Origin of the sequence: Streptomyces sp. NPDC005195 (genome assembly GCF_040608315.1) — a bacterium.
In the GTDB taxonomy this organism is placed as follows: Bacteria; Actinomycetota; Actinomycetes; order Streptomycetales; family Streptomycetaceae; genus Streptomyces; species Streptomyces kaempferi.
Genome location: NZ_JBEXHZ010000010.1, coordinates 41564 through 61152 on the forward strand (window position 1 = coordinate 41564; position 19589 = coordinate 61152).

Sequence of the window (19589 nt, forward strand, 5' to 3'; positions counted from 1 at the left end):
CCTGTGGAGGTGTCCGGGCGGTGCCTCAGCCGTCCGTCGTCACCTCGCAGCGCAGTCGCCGGTCCGGGCCCAGTACCCGTCGCGGCCCGGTCAGCGCCAACCGCGCGGTGTGCCGGGTCTCCGCGCTCGACGCCCCCAGCCGCAGCTCCAGCGCGCCCGGCTCGACCACCCGCTCGCCCGAGCGGTCGGTGAAGGACGACAGGTCCGCGTGGAAGCCGAAGGTGACCCGGCGGGCCTCACCGGGGGCCAGGCGCAGGCGCTGGTAGCCGATCAGCCGGACGTCCGGACGCGTCACCGACGCCACCGGGTCGTGCAGGTAGAGCTGGACGACCTCGGCGCCGTCGCGGTCGCCGGTGTTGCGGACGGTGAGCGAGAGGTCGTACGAGCCGTCCGTCGCGATCTCCGCGTCCGTTCCCCGGAAGTCCTCCCAGGCGAACGTCGTGTACGAGTGGCCGTGACCGAAGGCGTGGAGCGGGGTGGGGTCCAGGTTGCTGACCTCGCTCGCGAGTCCGAGCGGGGGCTGGAGGTAGGTCCACGGCTGGCCGCCGGGCAGCCGCGGCACGCTCACCGGGAGGCGCCCCGAGGGGTTGACGCGGCCGGACAGCACACCGGCGACCGCCGGGCCGCCCTCCTCGCCCGGGAAGAACGCCTGCACCACGGCGCCCAGCCGGCCCTCCCAGCGGCCCAGCGCGTAGGGGCGGCCGGTCAGCAGGACCAGCACCACCGGGACGCCGGTGTCGACCAGCGCGTCCAGCAGTTCGCCCTGGACGCCGGGCAGCCGGAGGTCGGAGGCGTCGCAGCCCTCGCCGGACGTGCCCCGGCCGAACAGGCCGGCGCGGTCGCCGAGCACGACCACGCACACATCGGCCTCCGACGCCCGCGCCACCGCCTCGGCGAAACCGGACGGGTCGGGGTCCGAGACGCCGCAGCCCTGCGCGAACGTCACCTTGGTGTCCGGGAGTTCGGCGCGCAGCGCGACGAGGACGGTGGGGATGCCGATTCCCATCGGCACGTCGGGGTGGTGCGTGAGGACGTGGGACGGGAAGGAGTAGCAGCCGAGCATCGCGAGCGGGTCCGCGGCACGGGGGCCGACGACCGCGATCCGGGTCTCGGGAGCCAGCGGCAGCAGCCCGTCCGGGTTGTCCAGCAGGACCACCGACGCCTCCGCCAGCCGGCCGGCCAGGGCGCGGTTGGCCGTCGAGTCCAGGTCGACGGGGCCTTGGCGCTCGGGCTCCCAGTCCTCGTCCAGGAGGCCAAGTCCGCACTTCTGCAGCAGTACGCGGCGGGCCGCCCGGTCGATCAGCGACTCCGGGGTGCTTCCGCTGCGTACGGCGTCCACCAGCGGTTTTCCGTAGCAGTTCACCGTCGGCAGTTCGACGTCGATGCCGGCCTCCAGCGCCGCGTGGGCCGCCTCGGCCGGGCTTTCCGCCACCCGGTGCAGGGTCTGGAGGAAACCGACGCCGAAGTAGTCGGCGACCACGGTTCCGGTGAAGCCCCAACGCTCCCGCAGGAGTTCGGTCAGCAGCCGGGCGTCCGCCGACGCCGGGACGCCGTCCGTCTCGTTGTACGCCGCCATCACCGAACGGGCGCCGCCCTCGCGCAGCGCCATCTCGAACGGCGGGAGCGTGACGTCCGCGAACTCCCGCGCGCCTGCTCGCACCGGGGCGAGGTTCCGTGCCCCCGCCGACGACGCGTACCCGGCGAAGTGCTTCAGCGTGGCGATGATCCCGGCCGATTCCAGGCCCCGCACATAGGCCGTGCCGATCGTGCCGACGAGGTACGGGTCCTCGCCGATCGTCTCCTCCACCCGGCCCCAGCGCAGGTCGCGGACCACGTCGAGGACGGGTGCCAGGCCCTGGTGCACGCCGACCGAGCGCAGGTCGTCGCCGATGCGTCCGCCCAGCTCCTCGACCAGCTCCGGGTCGAAGGTGGCGCCCCAGGCGAGCGGGACGGGGTAGGCCGTCGCGCGCCAGGCGGTGAATCCCGCCAGGCACTCCTCGTGCGCGACCGCCGGGATGCCGAAGCGGCCGGCGTCGGCGATCGCGCGCTGGGCGCGGGCCAGAGCCCGCGCGCCGAGCTCCGGGTCCACCGGGGCGGTGCCGAAGGAGCGGGTCAGCTGGCCGAGCCCGAGCGTGATCAGCTCGTCCCAGTCGTGGCCGGCGGTCATCTCGTGCTGGAGCGGGGCGACCCCGTCGCCGTCCGTGGCCGCGCCCACCCACACGCCGTACAGCTGGGCGGTCTTCTCCTCCAGGGTCATCCGGGAGAGCAGGTCGTCGACGCGGACGGCGGCGGTCAGCGAGGGATCGCGCCAGGGAGCGGTGGTCATGAATCTCCTGTCAGGGGAAAGGGGGTCGACTGCCCCTGGTCGTACACGTTCACTTGCCGCCCACACCCATGAGGCCGCCGACCAGTGCGCGGCGGGCCACCAGGTACACGACGAAGATCGGGACACCGGAGAGGACCACGGAGGCCAGCAGCGCGGGGATGTTCACGCCGAACTCGCTCACGTAGGTGAACAGGCCGAGGGTCAGCACCCGGGGGCCGTCGGACTGCGTGAAGATCAGCGGGAAGAGGAGCCCGTTCCAGGCCTGGAGCGCCGCGTAGACGACCACGGTGCCGATGCCGCCCTTGGCCAGCGGGATGACCAGCTGGAACAGCATCCGGGTGGTGGAGGCGCCGTCCAGTCCCATCGCCTCGTACAGGTCCTCCGAGATGTCCCGCAGTGTGCCGGTGAGGACCAGCACCGACACCGGCATCGCGAAGGCGGCCGTCGGCAGGATGATCGCGAGCAGGCTGTCGTAGAGGTTCAGCTTGGTGATCATCAGGTAGAGGGGGACCACGACGGCCTGCGCCGGGATCGCGACGCCCAGCAGGAACAACCGGAAGGCGGCCCCCGACCACACGCTCCGGGTCCGCACGGCGACGTAGGAGAGCGGGACGCACAGCGCCAGGACGATCACGACGACCGCGGCCGCCACGAGCGCGGTGTTCCACAGCAGGTGGCCGAAGCCGTTGTGCAGGACGGTGTCGTAGTTGTCCAGCGTCGGGTGGGACGGCGGCTTGAGGGCGTTGTGGCCCAGCGCCTCGCTCTGGTGGGTGAGCGAGGACGAGATCATCGCGTAGACCGGGACGATCACGACGGCCAGCCAGATCACCGAGCCGGCTCCGGCGAGCGGGTTGGCACGCCGGAACCAGTGCCTACGGCGGGGCGGGGTCCGGTCGGGGCCTGGAGCGGGAGCCGTCTTCACCGGGCGCCGCAAGGTGTCGTGTGACACGTCGTCACATTCCTTCCCGGGTGCTGCGCATCGCGCCGAAGCCGGACAACCGCACCATCAGCAGGGACAACGCGGTCGCGGCGATCACCAGGAACGAGGCGACCGCGCTCGCGTAGCCGAAGTCGTAGCTCTTGAAGCCCGCCTGGTACATCAGATACGGCAGGATCGCCGTGTCGGTGCCGGGGCCGCCCTGGGTGAGGATGAGGACCGTCTCGAAGTACGTGAGCGAGCCGACGACCATCAGCACACCGGACGTGGTGGCGGTGTTGCGCAGCTGCGGCAGGGTGATCGAGAAGAACTGCCGCAGGCGTCCGGCGCCGTCGATGGCCGCCGCCTGGTAGAGCACCTCGGGGATCTGCCGTGCGCCACCCTGGTAGATGAGCGTGTGGAACGGGATGAACTGCCAGCCGCCGACGAAGACGATCGCGAGGAACGCTCCGCTGGTCGTGCCGAGGGTGTCCGCGTGGATGATGCCGAAGTTCGGGTCGAGCAGCGCGTAGAACAGCAGCGAGATCGCCGTCGACGACAGCAGGAACGGCGTGAAGAAGATCGCCGAGAGGACCGCGCGGTTGCGCTGCCTGCCCGCCGCCCACACGCCGAGCAGCAGCGAGATCACCGTCTGGAACACCCAGCTCGCCGCGGTCAGCCCCACGGTGACCGTCAGGGACTGGGTGAGCCGGTCGTCGTTCAGCAGCTTGCGCCAGTTCGCGAGGCCCACCGGCCGCGGGTCGCCCAGGCCGTTCCACTGCGTGAAGGAGAGGTAGAAGGCCAGCACCATCGGGGCGACGGCGAAGAACACGAAGAACAGGATTCCGGGCAGGGCCAGCGCCGCGCTCGGGCGGCCCGCCCTGCCGCGTGCGGCGGAGCGGGGGCGGCCCGCGGTGCGCGGGCCGCCCTTGAGGTGCGTCGTGCTCACTTCAGCCCCTCGAGCGCGGACACGAACTGCGTCGGCGAGGACTTGCCCACGAACAGCTTGTTGACCTCGGTGAGCATCGGGGTCGAGACGTTCGGGGCGACCGCCTGGTCCCAGCTCAGCGTGAACGCCGGTGCGTCCTGGACCATCTGGTACTGGAACTTGGCGAACTCCGGGTTGGGGGAGGCGTCCAGCAGGCTCGCCGCGTTCGAGGTGGCCGGCACGTCGCCGTTGGCGATGAGTTCCTTGGTGTAGGCCTCGGAGGCACTGTCCCGCAGGAAGGCGATCGCCGCGTCCTTGTTGGAGGTACGGGCGTTCACCGACCAGTAGTTGGTGGGGTTGCCGACCACGTTGCGGATGTTGCCGGCGCCGCCCTCGATCTTCGGGAAGGCGCACCATCCCAGGTTGTTCTTGGCGAAGTCCGGGAACTTGCCGAGCTGCGTGGAGTACTCCCACGACCCCATCAGGTGCATCGCCGCCCTGCCCTTGGCGAAGACCGCGGGAGCGCCGCCGTTGCCGTAGCCCACCGAGCTGTAGCCCTTGCCGAAGGCGCCGTCGTCGATCAGCTCCTTGACGGTCTCGGCGGCCTTGAGGACGGCAGCGTCGCCCCAGCCGGAGGCGTCGCCGTTCTTGATCTTCTCGAAGACGTCGGGGCCGCCGATCCGGTCGACCAGGTACTCCAGCCACATCAGCTCGGGCCAGATGTCCGAGCCGCCCAGCGCGAACGGGGTGATCTTCGCCTTCTTCAGCTTGGCGTTGATGTCGAGCAACTGGTCCCAGGTGGTGGGCGGCTGGAGCTTGTGCTCGGCGAAGACGGTCTTGTTGTAGAAGAGGATCACGGGCTGCATGCCCCGCATCGGAACGCCGTAGTTCTTGCCGTCCAGCCCGCCCGCGCTGAGCACCGACGGCAGGAAGCCGCTCTTGAGCACCGGGTCGGACGCGATGACGTCGGTCAGGTCCACGAGCTGGCCTGCGTCCTTGTACGCCTTGATCGAGCCGCCGCCCCAGTTGAAGAACACGTCGGGGGCGTTGGGCGAGCCCATCGCGGTGCGCAGCTTCGCCGGGTAGTCCGTGGCGGGCACCTTCTGGAGCTTGACCGTGCCCTTGGCTTTCTTCGCGGCGGCCGACGCGTTGAACCGGTCGACGGACTTGACCTGGATCTTCGCCGCGTCGTCCCCGTAGACGAACGCGGTGAGCGTGCCGCCGCCGCCCGAACCGCCGCCCGAGCCGCAGGCGGTGAGCCCGCCGACGGAGGCCAGGGCGGTCGCGCCCGCGCCGAGGAACCAACGCCTGCTGTAGGACTCCATGGGACGGCACCTCTCGGTATGCGCGAAGACTCCACGACGAGTCGGCGCGAATGTTTCGATACGAACATCGAATGTTCCGGGAACGTAGGGCGATCCTGAGAGTTCGTCAAGAGGTCGCGCAGGGATACGATCGCGGGCATGAAGCCTGGGAATTCCGTGGAAGCGCGGACCGCGACCCTCGCCGAGATCGCCCGCGAGGCCGGGGTCTCGGCTCCGACTGTTTCGAAGGTGCTCAACGGCCGCGCCGATGTCGCCCCCGCGACCCGCACCCGGGTCGAGGAGCTGCTGCGCGGCCACGGATACCGGCGGCGCGGAGGAGAGGGGGGCCGGTCGCCCCTCATCGACCTGGTCTTCCACGAGCTGGAGAGCGCCTGGGCGATGGAGGTCATCCGGGGCGTGGAGAACGTGGCCCGGGAGGAGGGGCTGAGCGTGGTGCTGTCCGAGAGCGCCGGGCGGCTGACTCCCGGCCGGACCTGGGCCGACCAGGTCGCGGCGCGCCGCCCGCACGGAGTGATCCTCGTGCTGTCCGGGCTCGACGAGTCCGGGCGCGCGCTGCTGACCAGCAGGTCCATCCCGTTCGTGGTGATGGATCCGGCCGGTGACCCGGGTGACGACGTGCCGTCCATCGGGGCCACCAACTGGCAGGGCGGGCTCGCCGCGACGCGTCATCTGATCGAGCTCGGTCACACCCGGATCGGCGCGATCACCGGACCCTCGCGGATGATGTGCAGCCGCGCCCGGGTCGACGGCTACCGGGCGGCGCTGGAGACGGCGGGGCTGCCCGTCGACTCCGGGCTGATCCGCCCCGGCACCTTCCACCACGAGAGCGGCTACCGGGCCGGGCTCGACCTCCTGCGCATGCCCGACCGGCCCACGGCCGTCTTCGCCGGCAACGACCTCCAGGCGCTCGGCCTCTACGAGGCGGCCCGCGAGCTGGGGCTGCGTGTCCCCGAGGACCTGAGTGTCGTCGGCTTCGACGATCTGCCGGTCGCGCGCTGGGTGGGGCCGCCGCTGACGACCGTACGGCAGCCGCTCACGGAGATGGCCGAGGCGGCGGCGAAGCTGGTGCTCGAACTGGGCCGTCAGGAGAGGCCCGCGGCAGGAACGCGGATGGAGCTGGCGACCAGCCTGGTGGTCCGCAGCAGCACGGGGGCGCCTCCGGCGTGAGCGGTGGGAGTGCACCTTCCGGGCCCGCCGAAGCGTGTCGATCGTGTCGTCGAAACTTTCGGGCCGAGGTGCGGCCTTCGGGCGAGGGAGGCGGCGTTCGGACGGGGCATTGGCGTTCGGACGGACGGGAGTGTTCGGGTGAGGGGGGAGGGACCGGGTCGCTCCCCGGCGCGGGACGATGTGGTCGTTGTCGATGCGTCATCAGGTGCCTGCGGTGCCCATGCGGTGCCTGCGATGGCGATGCCCATGCGGTGCCCGCGGTGCCTGCGGGCTGATATCGGTCTGAGAAAAGTGAGATTTTCCGAAGAAAAGGCCCCTCTGCGTCATTGCTCGACATAATTCGCACTTATGTTCCTCGCCGTGACGGAACACGACGAGAGCGGGGACGGGACGGAGCCGGTGGTCCGGCGGCGGGGGCTGAAGGCCGTCGGGCTCGCCCTGGCCGGAGTCCTGGTGCTGGGCATCGGCGCGGCGGGCTGGGCCTACTGGCACCTCGACCAGAACATCAGGAGCGTCGACATCGACGGGGCGCTCGGCGACAACCGCCCGGCGAAGGCGGTGCCGGCACCCTCCTCGTCCGCGTCCGCCGCCCCGCTGCCGAGCGGGTCCCTGAACATCCTGGTCCTCGGCTCCGACTCGCGCAGCGGGAAGGCGAACGCCGCGCTCGGCGGCGGCGACAGCGGCGGTGCCCGTTCGGACACGGCGATGGTCGTCCACATCGACGAGGGACGCACCGGCGCGACCGTGGTGAGCATCCCCCGGGACACCCTGGTGACCCGCCCGTCCTGTCCGACCCCGTCCGGCGGGACCACCTCGGTGGCGTACGGCACGATGTTCAACAGCGCGTACTCGGTCGGCGGACCGGTCTGCGCCGTGAAGACCGTCGAGTCCCTGACGGGCGTCCGCATGGACCACTACCTGGAGATCGACTTCTCGGGCTTCGCGAAGCTGGTGGACGCGCTCGGCGGGGTCACGGTCACGACGGACGAGGACATCGACGACGACCAGAGCCGTCTGCACCTGAAGGCGGGCACCCATCTCCTGGACGGCACCCGCGCCCTGGCGCTGGCCCGTACCCGGCACGGCATAGGCGACGGCAGCGACCTCGGCCGCATCGGGCTCCAGCAGAAGCTGGTCAAGGCGCTGCTGGAACAGATCTCCTCGACGTCCCTGCTGACCAGCCCCGCCAAGCTCTACCAGGTCGCCGACGCGGTCACCGGAAGCCTCACCACGGACACGGGCCTCGACTCCCTCGGCGAGCTGACGAAGCTCGGCCAGAGCCTCGGGGCACTGTCCGCCGACCACGTCAGGACGGTCATGATGCCGGTGGTGACGGCCCCCTCGGACGCCAACCGGGTGGTGGCGCGCGAGCCGGCGGCGGGCGAGCTGTGGGCGTCGCTCAAGTGACCGTGTACGTCAGCAGATAGCGCCAGTAGAGGAGTTGGCGGACGCGGGCGCCCGGCAGCAGGCGGGCCGCCTCGGCGCGGACATCGGTGAGCGGCATCCGCGGCGCGCGCACCGGCGCCGGGACCACCGCTGGTCCGCTCCCGCGCAGCCGTTCGCGCGCCGACACCCCGGCCCTGGCCACCGCGTCGGCGGGCACGGCCGCGAGGTCCCACCAGCTGTGCCCCGCGTAGCAGCCCAGCACCAGCAGCACCCCGCCGGGCGCCAGCGCGTCGCGGAACCTGGTCACCGTGCGGAAGGGCATGTGGTGCAGGCTCGCGAGGCAGGTGATGACGTCGTAGTGCGCCTTCGGCAGTCCGGCGGAGGCGGCGTCCGTCCGCCGGAACCGGGGCCCGCCGCCGATCCGTTCGGCCACGGCGATCACCTCCGCGGACGGGTCGACGGCGTCCACCTCGTAGCCGCGCGCGGCGAGCCGCCGCGCGAAGCGGCCGGTGCCGCAGCCGACGTCCAGCGCGGTGCGCCCGTGCCCGGGCAGTTTCCGCAGCAGGAGCCGGTGGTAGTGGTCGTTGTGGTCGAAGGGCATACGGGAAAAATCGCACACGGCGGGTACGGACGGTAGTGCTCCCCGGACAGCCGTTCCGGACGGCCCTTCCGGACAGCCGCCCCTCAGCTGTCCGCCGGCCCCGAGCCCTCCGGAGGCCGTTCCGCCGACCGCCCGGGCAACGCTCGGACAGGCTTCGCGAAGCCGTCCGGCGGCGCTCGAAGAGAATCGCGAAAAGAATCTTCGAGGTTTTCCGGGGACGGTGTCGAAACCGTCGCCACCCGATCGACGCAGGGATGAGAGGCGGGGAGAAGCCCCGCCCTCCGCACCGAAGGAGCCACCATGCCCCGCTACCTGTCCCTGGTCCGCATCGACGAGACCAACGCCCCCGCCGAGGGCCCGAGCCCCGAGCTGATGCAGCGGATGGGCGAGCTGATCGAGGAGATCACCAAGGCGGGGGTCATGCTCGACACCGCCGGACTGACGCCGACCGCCCAGGGCAAGCGGGTGCACTGGGCGGGTGGGCAGCTGTCCGTCACCGACGGCCCCTTCACCGAGTCCAAGGAGGTCGTCGGCGGCTACGCGCTCATGCAGTGCAAGGACATGGCCGAGGCGCTGGAGTGGACCAAGCGGTTCCTGAAGACGCACGAGGAGCACTGGACGGTGACCTGCGAGGTGCGCGAGATCGCCGAAGGCTGAGCGGCGGCTTGGCCCAGCCGGTCCGCTGGTGTCTGATGGTGGGCTGTGGAACAGCAGCCCACCGTCACCCCGTCCGGCGCCGACGAGACCGTGGAGACGATCTTCCGGATCGAGTCGCCCCGGATCATCGCCGGCGTCACCCGCGTCGTCCGGGACGTCGGCATCGCCGAGGAACTGGCCCAGGACGCCCTGGTCGCGGCGCTGGAGCAGTGGCCACGGGACGGAGTACCGGACAACCCCGGCGCCTGGCTCATGGCGACGGCCAAGCACCGTGCGATCGACCTGGTACGCCGCCGGGAGCGCTACGCGCGCAAGCTGGAGGAGATCGGGCGTGACCTGGAGACGACCGTCCCCTTCGAGGAACCCTCCGACCCGGACGACATCGACGACGACCTCCTGCGGCTGGTGTTCACCGCCTGCCACCCGGTGCTGTCCGCCCAGGCCCGCATCGCCCTCACGCTGCGCCTGCTCGGCGGGCTGACCACGCCGGAGATCGCCCGCGCCTTCCTCGCGCCGGAGGCGACGATCGCCCAGCGCATCGTGCGCGCCAAACGGACGCTGGCGACGAAGGGGGTCCCCTTCGAGGTCCCCTGCGGCCCGGACCGGGAGAGCCGGCTCGGCTCGGTCCTCGAGGTCATCTACCTCGTCTTCAACGAGGGGTACGCGGCCACGGCCGGCGACGATCTGCTGCGCCCCGCGCTGTGCGAGGAGGCCCTCCGCCTGGCCCGCGTCCTGGCCGAGCTGATGCCCAAGGAGCCCGAGGTGCACGGGCTCGTCGCGCTGCTGGAGCTCCAGGAGTCCCGCGCCGCCGCCCGCACCGGGCCCTTGGGTGAGCCGGTCCTCCTCAGGGACCAGAACCGCCGCCGCTGGAACCGCCTGCTGATCCACCGCGGTTTCGCCGCCCTGGCCCGCGCGAACGCCGTCACCACGGGCGCCCCGGGTCCGTACGCCCTCCAGGCGGCCATCGCCGCCAGCCACGCCCAGGCCTACCGGTACGAGGACACGGACTGGCGGCAGATCGCCACCCTGTACGGACTTCTCGCGGCCCGCTTCCCGTCGCCCGTCGTCGAACTGAACCGCGCCGTCGCCGTCTCGATGACGGACGGCCCCGGCCCAGCCCTGGCCATCGTCGACACGCTCGCGGCCGAACCCGCCCTGCGCGACTACCACCTGCTGCCCAGCGTCCGCGGGGACCTGCTCGCCCGGCTGGGGCGCACGCGGGAGGCGCGGGCGGAGTTCGAGCGGGCCGCGGGCCTGGCCCGCAACGAACGCGAACGGAAACTGCTGGAGGCACGCGCGAAGGAGTGCCGCTAGCGGCGTGCGGTGGCGTCGGGCGGCGGCGTCAGGCGGAGTGCCGCCGGGCCGGGTGACCGAGCAGCATCGTCGGTGCCCCCGCGACCCTGGTCAGGAAGACGGTGGCCGCGTGCGGACCCTGCGGCTTGACCTTCCTGCGCAGCTCCTCCGGTTCGACCGCCGAGCCCCGCTTCTTCACGGTCAGCACGCCGACCTCCCGCTCCCGCAAGAGCGCCTTCAGCTTCTTCACGTTGAAGGGGAGCCGGTCGGTGATCTCGTACGCGGTGGCGTACGGGGTCGGGCGCAGCGAGTCCGCCGTGATGTACGCGATGGTCTCGTCGAGGAGCCCGCCGTCGAGGTCCTCGGCCACCTCGGCGACCAGATGGGCGCGGATCACGGCGCCGTCGGGCTCGTAGAGATAGCGTCCGGCCGGCCGCACCGAGGGGTTGGGCAGACCGCGGCCGCGCAGGACGCGGGGTCCCGGCAGCAGGGTGGCCCGCACCAGACCCGGCTCCGTGCCGAACCACAGCACGGCCTCCTTCACGTCCCCGCCGTCCGAGATCCACTCGGCCTCCGCCTCGGCCGGGACCGTCTCGTGCGGGATGCCCGGGGCGATCTTCAGGGCGGCGAGCGGGGACTTCAGGGCCGCCCCGACCGCCCAGGAGAGCGGCGGTGAGTACGCCTCGGGGTCGAAGATCCGCCCGCCCGCCCTGCCGCCCCGCCGTGCCGGGTCCACGAAGACGGCGTCGTACGGGGCCGTGTCCACCTCCGTGACGTCCGCCTCGCGCACCTCGATCAGGCCGGAGAGCCCGAGCGCGTCGGCGTTCGCGCGGGCGGCGGCGGCCGCCAGGGGGTCCCGGTCGACGGCGAGGACGCGGATACCGGCGCGGGCCAGCGCGATCGCGTCGCCGCCGATACCGGAGCAGAGGTCGGCGACCGAGCGCACACCGAGGGCGCGCAGACGCTCCGCGCGGTGTGTGGCGACCGTCGTACGGGTCGACTGCTCGACCCCGTTCGGCGTGAAGAACATGCGCTCCGCGTCCTCGGCGCCGAACTTCGCCGCCGCCCGCTGCCGCAGCCGCGCCTGCCCGAGCGCCGCAGAGACCAGCTCGGCCGGATGCGTGCGGCGCAGTCGGGTGGCGACGGCCAGTTCCTGGGCCGGGTCGGTGCCGCGCACCTCGTCGAGCAGCGCGTGGCCCTCGGGGGTGAGCAGGGAGGCGAAGGAGACGTCGTTCACCGGCCCATTGTCGGTCAGTGTGGGCCAGTCGGTGGACGGTGCGCGTGCGGTCGCGGTGTCGAAGCACCGTACGGGCTCTGGCCTGGGAGGATTCGTCACCATGCGATCAGTACGACAAGCCGATAAAAATGACGCGAACCGGACGAGCGTCCGAAGCGGGATCGCCGCCCTCGCCGTCATCGGCCTCGCTTCCGGCTGTACGGGCGGCGGGTCCGCGGAGGTGGGGCCCGCGCACGGCCTGCGGATGATGAGCCTGTGAGAGGCGGATCGCGGGCCCCGGGCACCCGGGTGCGTGCACGGGTGTCCGCCGCGCTGGCCACCGTGCTCGCCGCCGTCCTGCTGGCCGGCTGCGCCCAGTCCGTGGACCCGATCGAGCGCCTGGGCAAGAAGGCCGCGCAGGAGGTGGGCAGGACCCGCCCGCACGGACCGGCGTCGGCGACGTACCGGCGCTGGGGGCTGTCCGCCCCGCTCGCCCCGGCCCCGCGGCCGCCCGCGCGCAGGGGCCTGCACCGCGGCCGGACGGGGCTCGTCCCCGTCGTCGGCCGCGTACCCACCCGCGACAAGGTGGTCTTCCTGACGTACGACGACGGCGTCGAGCGCGATCCGCGGTTCGTCGACATGGTGCGTGAACTGCGGCTGCCGGTCAGCATGTTCCTCACCGACCATGTCGTCGGACCCGGCTACGGCCACTTCGCGCGGCTGCGGGAGGTCGGCGCGAGCGTGCAGAACCACACCCTCGACCACGCCTCGCTGCGCGGACTGCCGTACGCGGGCCAGCGGGCCGAGATCTGCGGCCAGCAGGAGAAGCTCAAGGCCCGCTTCGGCATCCGCCCCCGGCTCTTCCGGCCCCCCTACGGCACCTACGACGCCACCACCCTGCGCGCCGCCGCCGACTGCGGGGTCGCGGCCGTCGTCCTGGGCAGGGAGGCCGACGCCCACCGGCTGCGCCCCGGCGACATCCTGTCCGGCTCCGAGGGGCCGAACCTCGTCGCGGCGACCTCCCGACTCCTGCGCCGCATCCAGGAGGAGGGCCTCACCCCGGCCCGCCTGGAGAACTACCTCTGACGCACCGGCGCGGGCGGCCGTCCTCAGCCGGTGCGGCTTCCAGCACGGGCCGGTAGCCCCCAACAGCGCGCGCCCACATCGGCGAACCCCGGCCCGAACCCCACGCCACGCCGCATGCCTTTGGCACTCCGCTTGACCGAGTGCTAATCGCGGTCATAGTCTCAGGCCTGGCACTCGCCACTGGAGAGTGCCAATAGCGACGGGCAGGTCCGGCACCCGCGACGACGGATCCACCTGGTCGCCACCTCAGACAGTTAACCCCGTGAGATCTCCGAAGGGGGAGGCCGGATCGTGACGACCACCAGCTCCAAGGTTGCCATCAAGCCGCTCGAGGACCGTGTCGTGGTCCAGCCGCTGGACGCCGAGCAGACCACGGCCTCTGGCCTGGTCATCCCGGACACCGCGAAGGAGAAGCCCCAGGAGGGCGTCGTCCTCGCGGTGGGCCCGGGACGCTTCGAGAACGGCGAGCGCCTGCCGCTCGACGTCAGCACCGGCGACATCGTGCTGTACAGCAAGTACGGCGGCACCGAGGTGAAGTACAACGGCGAGGAGTACCTCGTCCTCTCGGCCCGCGACGTGCTCGCGATCATCGAGAAGTAATTCACCACAGTTCTGCAGTGAACTGCGCCCCTGGCCCCCGCGACCTTATAAAGCCGGGCGCTGGGGGCGCGGTTCGTTTTCACCCACGATTTCCGAGAGGGCTGAACCGCTCCCATGGCGAAGATCCTGAAGTTCGACGAGGACGCCCGTCGCGCCCTTGAGCGCGGCGTCAACAAGCTTGCCGACACCGTCAAGGTGACGATCGGTCCCAAGGGCCGCAACGTCGTCATCGACAAGAAGTTCGGCGCCCCCACCATCACCAACGACGGCGTCACCATCGCCCGCGAGGTCGAGCTCGACGACCCGTACGAGAACCTCGGCGCCCAGCTGGTGAAGGAGGTGGCGACCAAGACCAACGACGTCGCGGGTGACGGTACGACCACCGCCACCGTGCTGGCCCAGGCGCTCGTCCGCGAGGGCCTGAAGAACGTCGCCGCGGGTGCCTCCCCGGCGCTGCTCAAGAAGGGCATCGACGCCGCGGTCAAGGCCGTGTCCGAGGAGCTCCTCGCGACCGCCCGCCCGATCGACGAGAAGTCCGACATCGCCGCCGTCGCCGCCCTGTCCGCCCAGGACAGCCAGGTCGGCGAGCTCATCGCCGAGGCGATGGACAAGGTCGGCAAGGACGGTGTCATCACCGTCGAGGAGTCCAACACCTTCGGTCTGGAGCTGGACTTCACCGAGGGCATGGCCTTCGACAAGGGCTACCTCTCGCCCTACATGGTGTCCGACCAGGAGCGTATGGAGGCCGTCCTCGACGACCCGTACATCCTCATCCACCAGGGCAAGATCAGCTCCATCCAGGACCTGCTGCCGCTGCTGGAGAAGGTCATCCAGGCCAACGCCTCCAAGCCGCTGCTGATCATCGCCGAGGACGTCGACGGCGAGGCGCTGTCGACCCTGGTCGTCAACAAGATCCGCGGCACGTTCAACGCCGTCGCCGTGAAGGCCCCCGGCTTCGGCGACCGCCGCAAGGCCATGCTCGGCGACCTCGCCACCCTCACCGGCGGTCAGGTCATCGCCGAGGAGGTCGGCCTCAAGCTCGACCAGGTCGGCCTGGACGTGCTCGGCACCGCCCGCCGCGTGACGGTCACCAAGGACGACACCACCGTCGTCGACGGTGGCGGCGACCACGACGCCGTCGTGGGCCGCGTCAACCAGATCAAGGCCGAGATCGAGAACACGGACTCCGACTGGGACCGCGAGAAGCTCCAGGAGCGCCTCGCGAAGCTGGCCGGCGGCGTGTGCGTGATCAAGGTCGGCGCCGCCACCGAGGTGGAGCTCAAGGAGAAGAAGCACCGTCTGGAGGACGCCATCTCCGCGACCCGCGCCGCGGTCGAGGAGGGCATCGTCTCCGGTGGTGGCTCCGCGCTCGTCCACGCCGTCAAGGTCCTCGAGGGCAACCTCGGCAAGACCGGCGACGAGGCCACGGGTGTCGCGGTCGTCCGCCGCGCCGCCGTCGAGCCGCTGCGCTGGATCGCCGAGAACGCCGGCCTGGAGGGCTACGTCATCACCTCCAAGGTCGCCGACCTCGACAAGGGCCAGGGCTTCAACGCCGCCACCGGCGAGTACGGCGACCTGGTCAAGTCCGGTGTCATCGACCCGGTCAAGGTCACCCGCTCCGCGCTGGAGAACGCCGCTTCCATCGCCTCCCTGCTCCTCACGACCGAGACCCTGGTCGTCGAGAAGCCGGCCGAGGACGAGGCCGACGCGGGCCACGGCGGCCACGGGCACTCCCACTGACGTACCCGGTCGGACGCCCGCTTCGGTAGGCGTCCACACCGGTGGACAGCACTGAGGCCCAGCTCCCTCCGGGGATGCTGGGCCTCAGCGCTGTGGCAGGCACGTACGTGTTCCTACCGTCCCGCTGCTCTCCCGCCGTACCGCTCCACCGCCGTACTGTCCCGCTGTCCCACGGCTCCGCCGTTCTACTGCGGCCCGTACTTGCGGCCCGTCTTAGACGTGATCCCGCCCAGCAGCCCGCGCGGCGCCACCTTCACCACACCCATCAGCGCCTTGTAACGCAGGTCGGGGATGGACAGCGACTTGCCGCGGGCCAGGTCCGCGAGCGCCGCCGCGACCAGCTTGTCCGCGTCGAGCCACATCCAGTTCGGGATGTTGTCCGTGCCCATCCCGGCGCGCTGGTGGAACTCGGTGCGCACGAAGCCCGGGGCCAGTGCCATCAGCCGTACGCCGCTGCCCGCCAGGTCCCTGGCCGCGCCCTGCGTGAACTGCACGACCCACGCCTTGGACGCCCCGTACGTACCCCGCGGCACGAACGCGGCCACCGACGCCACATTGACGACCCCGCCCCGGCCGCGCTCCCGCATGGCCGCGGTCGCCGCCGAGGTCAGCCGCAGCACCGCCTCGCAGTGCACCTTGAGCATCGTCAGCTCGTCGGCCATCGACACCTCGAGATAGCGGCCCTTGTTGCCGAAACCGGCGTTGTTGATCAGCAGGTCGACCGGGTTCCTGCGGTCGCTCAGCCGCCTGGCCACCGTCTCGATGCCGTCGTCCGTCGCCAGGTCGGCGGTCAGCACCTCCGCCTCGATGCCGTGCCGGTCGTGCAGTTCCGTCGCCTGCTCGGCCAGGCGCTCGGTGTCGCGCGCCACCAGCACGAGGTTGTGGCCGTCAGCCGCGAGGCGGCGCGCGAAGGCGGCGCCGATGCCCGCGGTCGATCCCGTAATCAGAGCCGTTGTCATGGCCCAAGGCTAGTGACCGGACCAGGCGTACCGCGCCCCCGCCTCCCGGTCCCCGGCCCCGCTCCACGCGTCTCGCGCGGCCGGTGCCGCCAACGCCTCCGGCCGTGTCCCGCGCGCGCCGCCGCGACCGCTATCCGCCCTGTCGCGCCACGTACTTCTCCGCCGCCGCCAACGCCTCCGGACGCAGTGCCCGGCCCGCGGCCAACAGCCCGGGCAACAGCTCGCGTTCGGTCGTCATGGCGCGGAACTCGACCGCGACCGTCACCTCGTGCTCCGGCCGGTGCACGACCTCGATCGGGTCGCCCGCGCGGATCTCGCCGGGCTCGACGACCCGCAGATACGCGCCGGGCGCGGCCTTCCGGGTGAACCGCTTCACCCAGCCCCGCTCCCCGAGGTGCTCCTGGAACGTACGGCAGGGGATGCGTCCGGAGGTGACCTCCAGGACCAGCACGGAGCCGACCCGCCAGCGCTCACCGATCCGCGCGCCGGACACGTCCAGCCCCCGCGTCGTGAGGTTCTCGCCGAAGGCGCCGTTCACCAGTGGCCGGCCGAGCTCGCGCTCCCAGTCGTCGAGGTCCTCGCGGGCGACCGCGTAGACGGCCTGGTCGTTCCCGCCGTGGTGGCGCAGGTCGCACACCGTGTCCCCGGCCAGACCGCTCGCGCCGACCCCCTTGGGCCCGGGGGCCGTCACCCGCACCGGCCCGTCCACCGGCCGCTTGTCGATGCCGGTCACACCCGCGGCCTGGTCCGTGTAGGGGACGGCGTGCGCACGGCCCAGGTTCAGAGACAGAAGCTGCATGGCAGCACGCTAGGCGATGGAGGCCAAAGCGTCGACGCGATATTCGCCACCGTACCCAAGTCTCGCTTATGCTCGAAGGGTGATCGAGGCCCGTCATCTCCGTGTTCTGCGCGCCGTCGCCGCCACCGGTTCCTTCTCGGCGGCGGGACGCGACCTGGGCTGCACCCAGCCGGCCGTCAGCCAGCAGATGAAGGCGCTCGAATCGTCCGTCGGTACACCGCTGCTGATCCGGACGGGCCGCGAGATGCGCCTGACCCAGGCGGGCGAGGCGCTGGTCCGGCACGCGGCCGGCATCATCGCGGGACTGACCGCCGCCGAGGAGGAGGTCGCCGCGATCGCGGGCCTGCGCGCGGGCCGGGTCCGGCTCGTCTCCTTCCCCAGCGGCAGCTCGACGCTCGTCCCCACGGCTCTGGCCGCCCTGCGCGCCGCGCATCCCGGCACCCGGGTCTCCCTGGAGGAGGCCGAGCCGCCGGAGTCCGTCGACAAACTCCGCGACGGCGACTGCGACATCGCGCTCGCGTTCCGGTACGAGGGAGCGGCGGGCGTCGAGGAGTGGGACGACCTGGTCGTACGGCCGCTGCTGCGCGACCGGCTCGTCGGGCTGGTCCCCGAGGGGCACCGGCTCGCCCGCGCGGGGTCGGTCGCCATCGGCGAACTCGCCGGGGAACCGTGGATCGCGGGCTGCCCGCGGTGCCGGGGGCAACTGGTGGAGGTCTGCCGCCGCGAGGGTTTCGTGCCCCGCATCGACTTCGCCACCGACGACTATCCGGCGGTGGTCGGACTCGTCGGCGCGGGTCTCGGGGTCGCCGTGCTGCCGGAGCTCGCGATCGAGTCCGTACGCCCCAAGGGCGCCTGCGCCGTGACCGTGGAGCCGCCGGTGTGGCGGGAGATCGTCGCGCTGACGCTGCCGGATCTCTCCCAGGTGCCGGCGGTGGCGGCGACGCTGGACCAGCTGGCCCGGGCCGCGGCCCGCTGACGGCGGCGGAGGACCGCCGGCGCCGTACGCAGGTCGGGGACGCGCGCGTGCGCGCCCGTACGCGGGCATGCCGACGTGCGCCCGCTCAGCGGCACACCTGTGCGCCCGGCTGCGGACTCATCAACGCAGAAACGTTCCTTCAAGTGTTCGAAGCGGAACCGCTCCCGGTGGCCGACGCCGTCACCAGCCGGTTTCGTGCCCGTCCCATGAGTTCTTCGCGTTCGTCCTCGGTCAGCCCGCCCCACACCCCGTACGGCTCGCGCACCGCCAGCGCGTGAGCGGCGCACTGGGCGCGTACCGGGCATCGCATACAGACCTCTTTGGCCGAGTTCTCGCGAGCGCTCCGTGCCGCACCGCGCTCGCCCTCCGGATGGAAGAAGAGCGAGCTGTCGACCCCACGGCATGCCGCGAGGAGCTGCCAGTCCCAGAGATCCGCGTTCGGACCGGGAAGGCGGGAGAAATCTGCCATTGCGTGTCCCCTTGTTGGCGTTCTGGGATGCTCTGTGCCCACCGACCGTACATCTACGATCTAAGGAGATGAAAATATGACTCATTGCGAATCTAGCCGCAGACACCAGTAAATGGGAAGAAAACAGGCTGAATGGGGCATAGGTTGTGTTGAAAGATTGAGGGTCCGTTGTGCATGTCTGCACCGTGTCCGTGCCCTCACGTAGAGTGCCGAAGATGACTGGCTGCCCCGTAACTCTTTCGAGTGACCATCGTTGAGATTGCGAAGGCGGTTGAAGGAACAAGCGCTCGGGCAGACGGCAGTTTCCGTCGGCGAGTGTCGACCGCACAGGTGACGATTCGTACCAGCCTGGAGGCTCAAGGTGACGCGCATCAGCTGCGGAGGGCGGCCATGACATCCGTCCTCGTCTGCGACGACTCCCCGCTTGCCCGAGAGGCGCTCCGCCGTGCGGTGGCGACCGTGCCCGGCGTCGAGCGCGTGACGACTGCGGCCAACGGAGAAGAGGTGCTCCGCCGATGGGGCGCCGACCGTTCGGACCTGATTCTGATGGACGTACGCATGCCCGGTCTGGGCGGCGTCGAGACGGTTCGGCGGCTGCTGTCCGCCGACCCCGGTGCGCGCATCATCATGCTCACCGTGGCGGAGGACCTGGACGGCGTGGCACTCGCCGTCGCCGCCGGGGCCCGCGGGTATCTGCACAAGGACGCCTCCCGGGCGGAACTGCGCGCGACCGTGACCCAGGCGCTCGCCGACCCGACCTGGCGGCTCGCCCCGCGCAGACTGCGCTCGGCCGAGATGGGTGCCGCTCCCACGCTCACCGCGCGTGAGATCCAGGTCCTCGAAGGCATGAGCCACGGCCGCTCCAACGCGGAGATCGGCCGTGAGCTGTTCCTCTCCGAGGACACCGTGAAGACGCACGCCCGGCGGCTCTTCAAGAAGCTCGGCGCCTCGGACCGCGCGCACGCCGTGGCGCTCGGATTCCGGTGGGGCCTGGTCCGGTAGTGCCGCGGCAGGCGACGCCCGCCCCGTCGCGACGCCCGGCACGCACTCTCGCCGCACCGGCCGAAAGCCCGAGTACGTCCAGTACGAGGACTTCCGGCCGGCACGCCGAGAGCGCGCACCGGACGCCGCTCCTCGAAGGGCAA

18 protein-coding genes are annotated in these 19589 nt (G+C 71.6%); 9 read left to right on the forward strand and 9 right to left on the reverse strand.

Annotated features, from left to right (window positions below; translation table 11 throughout):
• Positions 1-25: 25 nt before the first annotated feature.
• The 4 genes from ABZV34_RS14040 to ABZV34_RS14055 are packed head-to-tail and all read right to left on the reverse strand — an operon-like array spanning position 26 to position 5495.
• Positions 26-2326, reverse strand: a complete 2301-nt coding sequence (locus ABZV34_RS14040) for a glycoside hydrolase family 3 N-terminal domain-containing protein (protein WP_356274851.1) — start codon at positions 2324-2326, stop codon at positions 26-28.
• 49 nt (positions 2327-2375) lie between these two features.
• Complete coding sequence (locus tag ABZV34_RS14045) at positions 2376-3248, reverse strand: carbohydrate ABC transporter permease (protein ID WP_356275221.1); 873 nt, start codon at positions 3246-3248, stop codon at positions 2376-2378.
• Between the two features lie 31 nt (positions 3249-3279).
• Entirely contained in the window at positions 3280-4191 is a 912-nt protein-coding gene (locus ABZV34_RS14050; RefSeq protein WP_356274854.1) for a sugar ABC transporter permease, read from the reverse strand.
• Positions 4188-5495, reverse strand: a complete 1308-nt coding sequence (locus ABZV34_RS14055) for an extracellular solute-binding protein (RefSeq protein WP_356274857.1) — start codon at positions 5493-5495, stop codon at positions 4188-4190. Before ABZV34_RS14055 ends, ABZV34_RS14050 begins: the two co-directional genes overlap by 4 nt.
• A 138-nt stretch (positions 5496-5633) precedes the next feature.
• Between ABZV34_RS14055 and ABZV34_RS14060 the strand changes: the two genes are divergently transcribed.
• Complete coding sequence (locus ABZV34_RS14060) at positions 5634-6662, forward strand: LacI family DNA-binding transcriptional regulator (protein ID WP_356274860.1); 1029 nt, start codon at positions 5634-5636, stop codon at positions 6660-6662.
• Between the two features lie 348 nt (positions 6663-7010).
• On the forward strand, positions 7011-8069 hold the full coding sequence (locus ABZV34_RS14065; protein WP_356274863.1) for an LCP family protein: 1059 nt from the start codon (positions 7011-7013) through the stop codon (positions 8067-8069).
• Here ABZV34_RS14065 and ABZV34_RS14070 read toward each other — a convergent pair.
• Positions 8062-8649, reverse strand: coding sequence for a class I SAM-dependent methyltransferase (locus ABZV34_RS14070; RefSeq protein ID WP_356274866.1), 588 nt, complete (start codon positions 8647-8649; stop codon positions 8062-8064). The two genes, ABZV34_RS14065 and ABZV34_RS14070, sit on opposite strands and share 8 nt — an antisense overlap.
• Before the next feature lie 300 nt (positions 8650-8949).
• Here ABZV34_RS14070 and ABZV34_RS14075 point away from each other — a divergent pair, with 300 nt between their 5' ends.
• Together ABZV34_RS14075 and ABZV34_RS14080 are read left to right on the forward strand one after the other, a co-directional pair.
• The gene (locus ABZV34_RS14075; RefSeq protein WP_356274869.1) at positions 8950-9306 is read left to right on the forward strand and encodes a YciI family protein; all 357 of its coding nucleotides are present in this window, start codon (positions 8950-8952) and stop codon (positions 9304-9306) included.
• A gap of 45 nt (positions 9307-9351) precedes the next feature.
• A complete protein-coding gene (locus ABZV34_RS14080) occupies positions 9352-10620 on the forward strand; it encodes an RNA polymerase sigma factor (protein ID WP_356274872.1) in 1269 nt (422 codons plus the stop codon).
• 28 nt (positions 10621-10648) lie between these two features.
• Here ABZV34_RS14080 and ABZV34_RS14085 read toward each other — a convergent pair whose 3' ends face one another.
• Positions 10649-11836 (reverse strand): class I SAM-dependent methyltransferase, encoded by a 1188-nt coding sequence (locus tag ABZV34_RS14085; protein ID WP_356274875.1) that lies wholly within the window; start codon positions 11834-11836, stop codon positions 10649-10651.
• A gap of 312 nt (positions 11837-12148) precedes the next feature.
• On the opposite strand from ABZV34_RS14085, the gene ABZV34_RS14090 reads away from it, so the two are divergent.
• The 3 genes from ABZV34_RS14090 to groL all read left to right on the forward strand — a co-directional run bounded on the left by ABZV34_RS14090 (position 12149) and on the right by groL (position 15241).
• Positions 12149-12901: a polysaccharide deacetylase family protein gene (locus ABZV34_RS14090; protein WP_356275224.1), complete on the forward strand. Its 753-nt coding sequence runs from the start codon at positions 12149-12151 to the stop codon at positions 12899-12901.
• A gap of 291 nt (positions 12902-13192) precedes the next feature.
• Complete coding sequence (gene groES / locus ABZV34_RS14095; RefSeq protein WP_060901476.1) at positions 13193-13501, forward strand: co-chaperone GroES; 309 nt, start codon at positions 13193-13195, stop codon at positions 13499-13501.
• Between the two features lie 114 nt (positions 13502-13615).
• Entirely contained in the window at positions 13616-15241 is a 1626-nt protein-coding gene (gene groL, locus ABZV34_RS14100; protein ID WP_356274877.1) for a chaperonin GroEL, read from the forward strand.
• A gap of 185 nt (positions 15242-15426) precedes the next feature.
• Here groL and ABZV34_RS14105 read toward each other — a convergent pair whose 3' ends face one another.
• Together ABZV34_RS14105 and ABZV34_RS14110 are read right to left on the reverse strand one after the other, a co-directional pair.
• Positions 15427-16200, reverse strand: a complete 774-nt coding sequence (locus tag ABZV34_RS14105) for an SDR family oxidoreductase (protein WP_356274880.1) — start codon at positions 16198-16200, stop codon at positions 15427-15429.
• Between the two features lie 130 nt (positions 16201-16330).
• Positions 16331-16999 carry an MOSC domain-containing protein gene (locus ABZV34_RS14110; protein WP_356274883.1) on the reverse strand — a complete coding sequence of 223 codons (669 nt, stop codon included), beginning with the start codon at positions 16997-16999 and terminating at the stop codon, positions 16331-16333.
• A gap of 79 nt (positions 17000-17078) precedes the next feature.
• Here ABZV34_RS14110 and ABZV34_RS14115 point away from each other — a divergent pair, with 79 nt between their 5' ends.
• Positions 17079-17975: a LysR family transcriptional regulator gene (locus ABZV34_RS14115; protein ID WP_356274886.1), complete on the forward strand. Its 897-nt coding sequence runs from the start codon at positions 17079-17081 to the stop codon at positions 17973-17975.
• Between the two features lie 139 nt (positions 17976-18114).
• Here the strand turns inward: ABZV34_RS14115 and ABZV34_RS14120 are convergent, their stop codons facing one another.
• The gene (locus ABZV34_RS14120) at positions 18115-18444 is read right to left on the reverse strand and encodes a WhiB family transcriptional regulator (protein WP_153289078.1); all 330 of its coding nucleotides are present in this window, start codon (positions 18442-18444) and stop codon (positions 18115-18117) included.
• Between the two features lie 390 nt (positions 18445-18834).
• Here ABZV34_RS14120 and ABZV34_RS14125 point away from each other — a divergent pair, with 390 nt between their 5' ends.
• Positions 18835-19446, forward strand: coding sequence for a response regulator transcription factor (locus ABZV34_RS14125; RefSeq protein ID WP_003948568.1), 612 nt, complete (start codon positions 18835-18837; stop codon positions 19444-19446).
• Positions 19447-19589 lie beyond the last annotated feature (143 nt).

Bases quoted from the DNA above. Each gene is read 5' to 3' on its own strand.
- ABZV34_RS14125 (WP_003948568.1), top strand. From the start codon at position 18,835: ATGACATCCGTCCTCGTCTGCGACGACTCCCCGCTTGCCCGAGAGGCG.
- ABZV34_RS14120 (WP_153289078.1), bottom strand. From the start codon at position 18,444: ATGGCAGATTTCTCCCGCCTTCCCGGTCCGAACGCGGATCTCTGGGAC.
- ABZV34_RS14110 (WP_356274883.1), bottom strand. From the start codon at position 16,999: ATGCAGCTTCTGTCTCTGAACCTGGGCCGTGCGCACGCCGTCCCCTAC.
- ABZV34_RS14105 (WP_356274880.1), bottom strand. From the start codon at position 16,200: ATGACAACGGCTCTGATTACGGGATCGACCGCGGGCATCGGCGCCGCC.
- ABZV34_RS14055 (WP_356274857.1), bottom strand. From the start codon at position 5,495: ATGGAGTCCTACAGCAGGCGTTGGTTCCTCGGCGCGGGCGCGACCGCC.
- groL (WP_356274877.1), top strand. From the start codon at position 13,616: ATGGCGAAGATCCTGAAGTTCGACGAGGACGCCCGTCGCGCCCTTGAG.
- ABZV34_RS14070 (WP_356274866.1), bottom strand. From the start codon at position 8,649: ATGCCCTTCGACCACAACGACCACTACCACCGGCTCCTGCTGCGGAAA.
- ABZV34_RS14060 (WP_356274860.1), top strand. From the start codon at position 5,634: ATGAAGCCTGGGAATTCCGTGGAAGCGCGGACCGCGACCCTCGCCGAG.
- ABZV34_RS14065 (WP_356274863.1), top strand. From the start codon at position 7,011: ATGTTCCTCGCCGTGACGGAACACGACGAGAGCGGGGACGGGACGGAG.
- ABZV34_RS14040 (WP_356274851.1), bottom strand. From the start codon at position 2,326: ATGACCACCGCTCCCTGGCGCGATCCCTCGCTGACCGCCGCCGTCCGC.
- ABZV34_RS14075 (WP_356274869.1), top strand. From the start codon at position 8,950: ATGCCCCGCTACCTGTCCCTGGTCCGCATCGACGAGACCAACGCCCCC.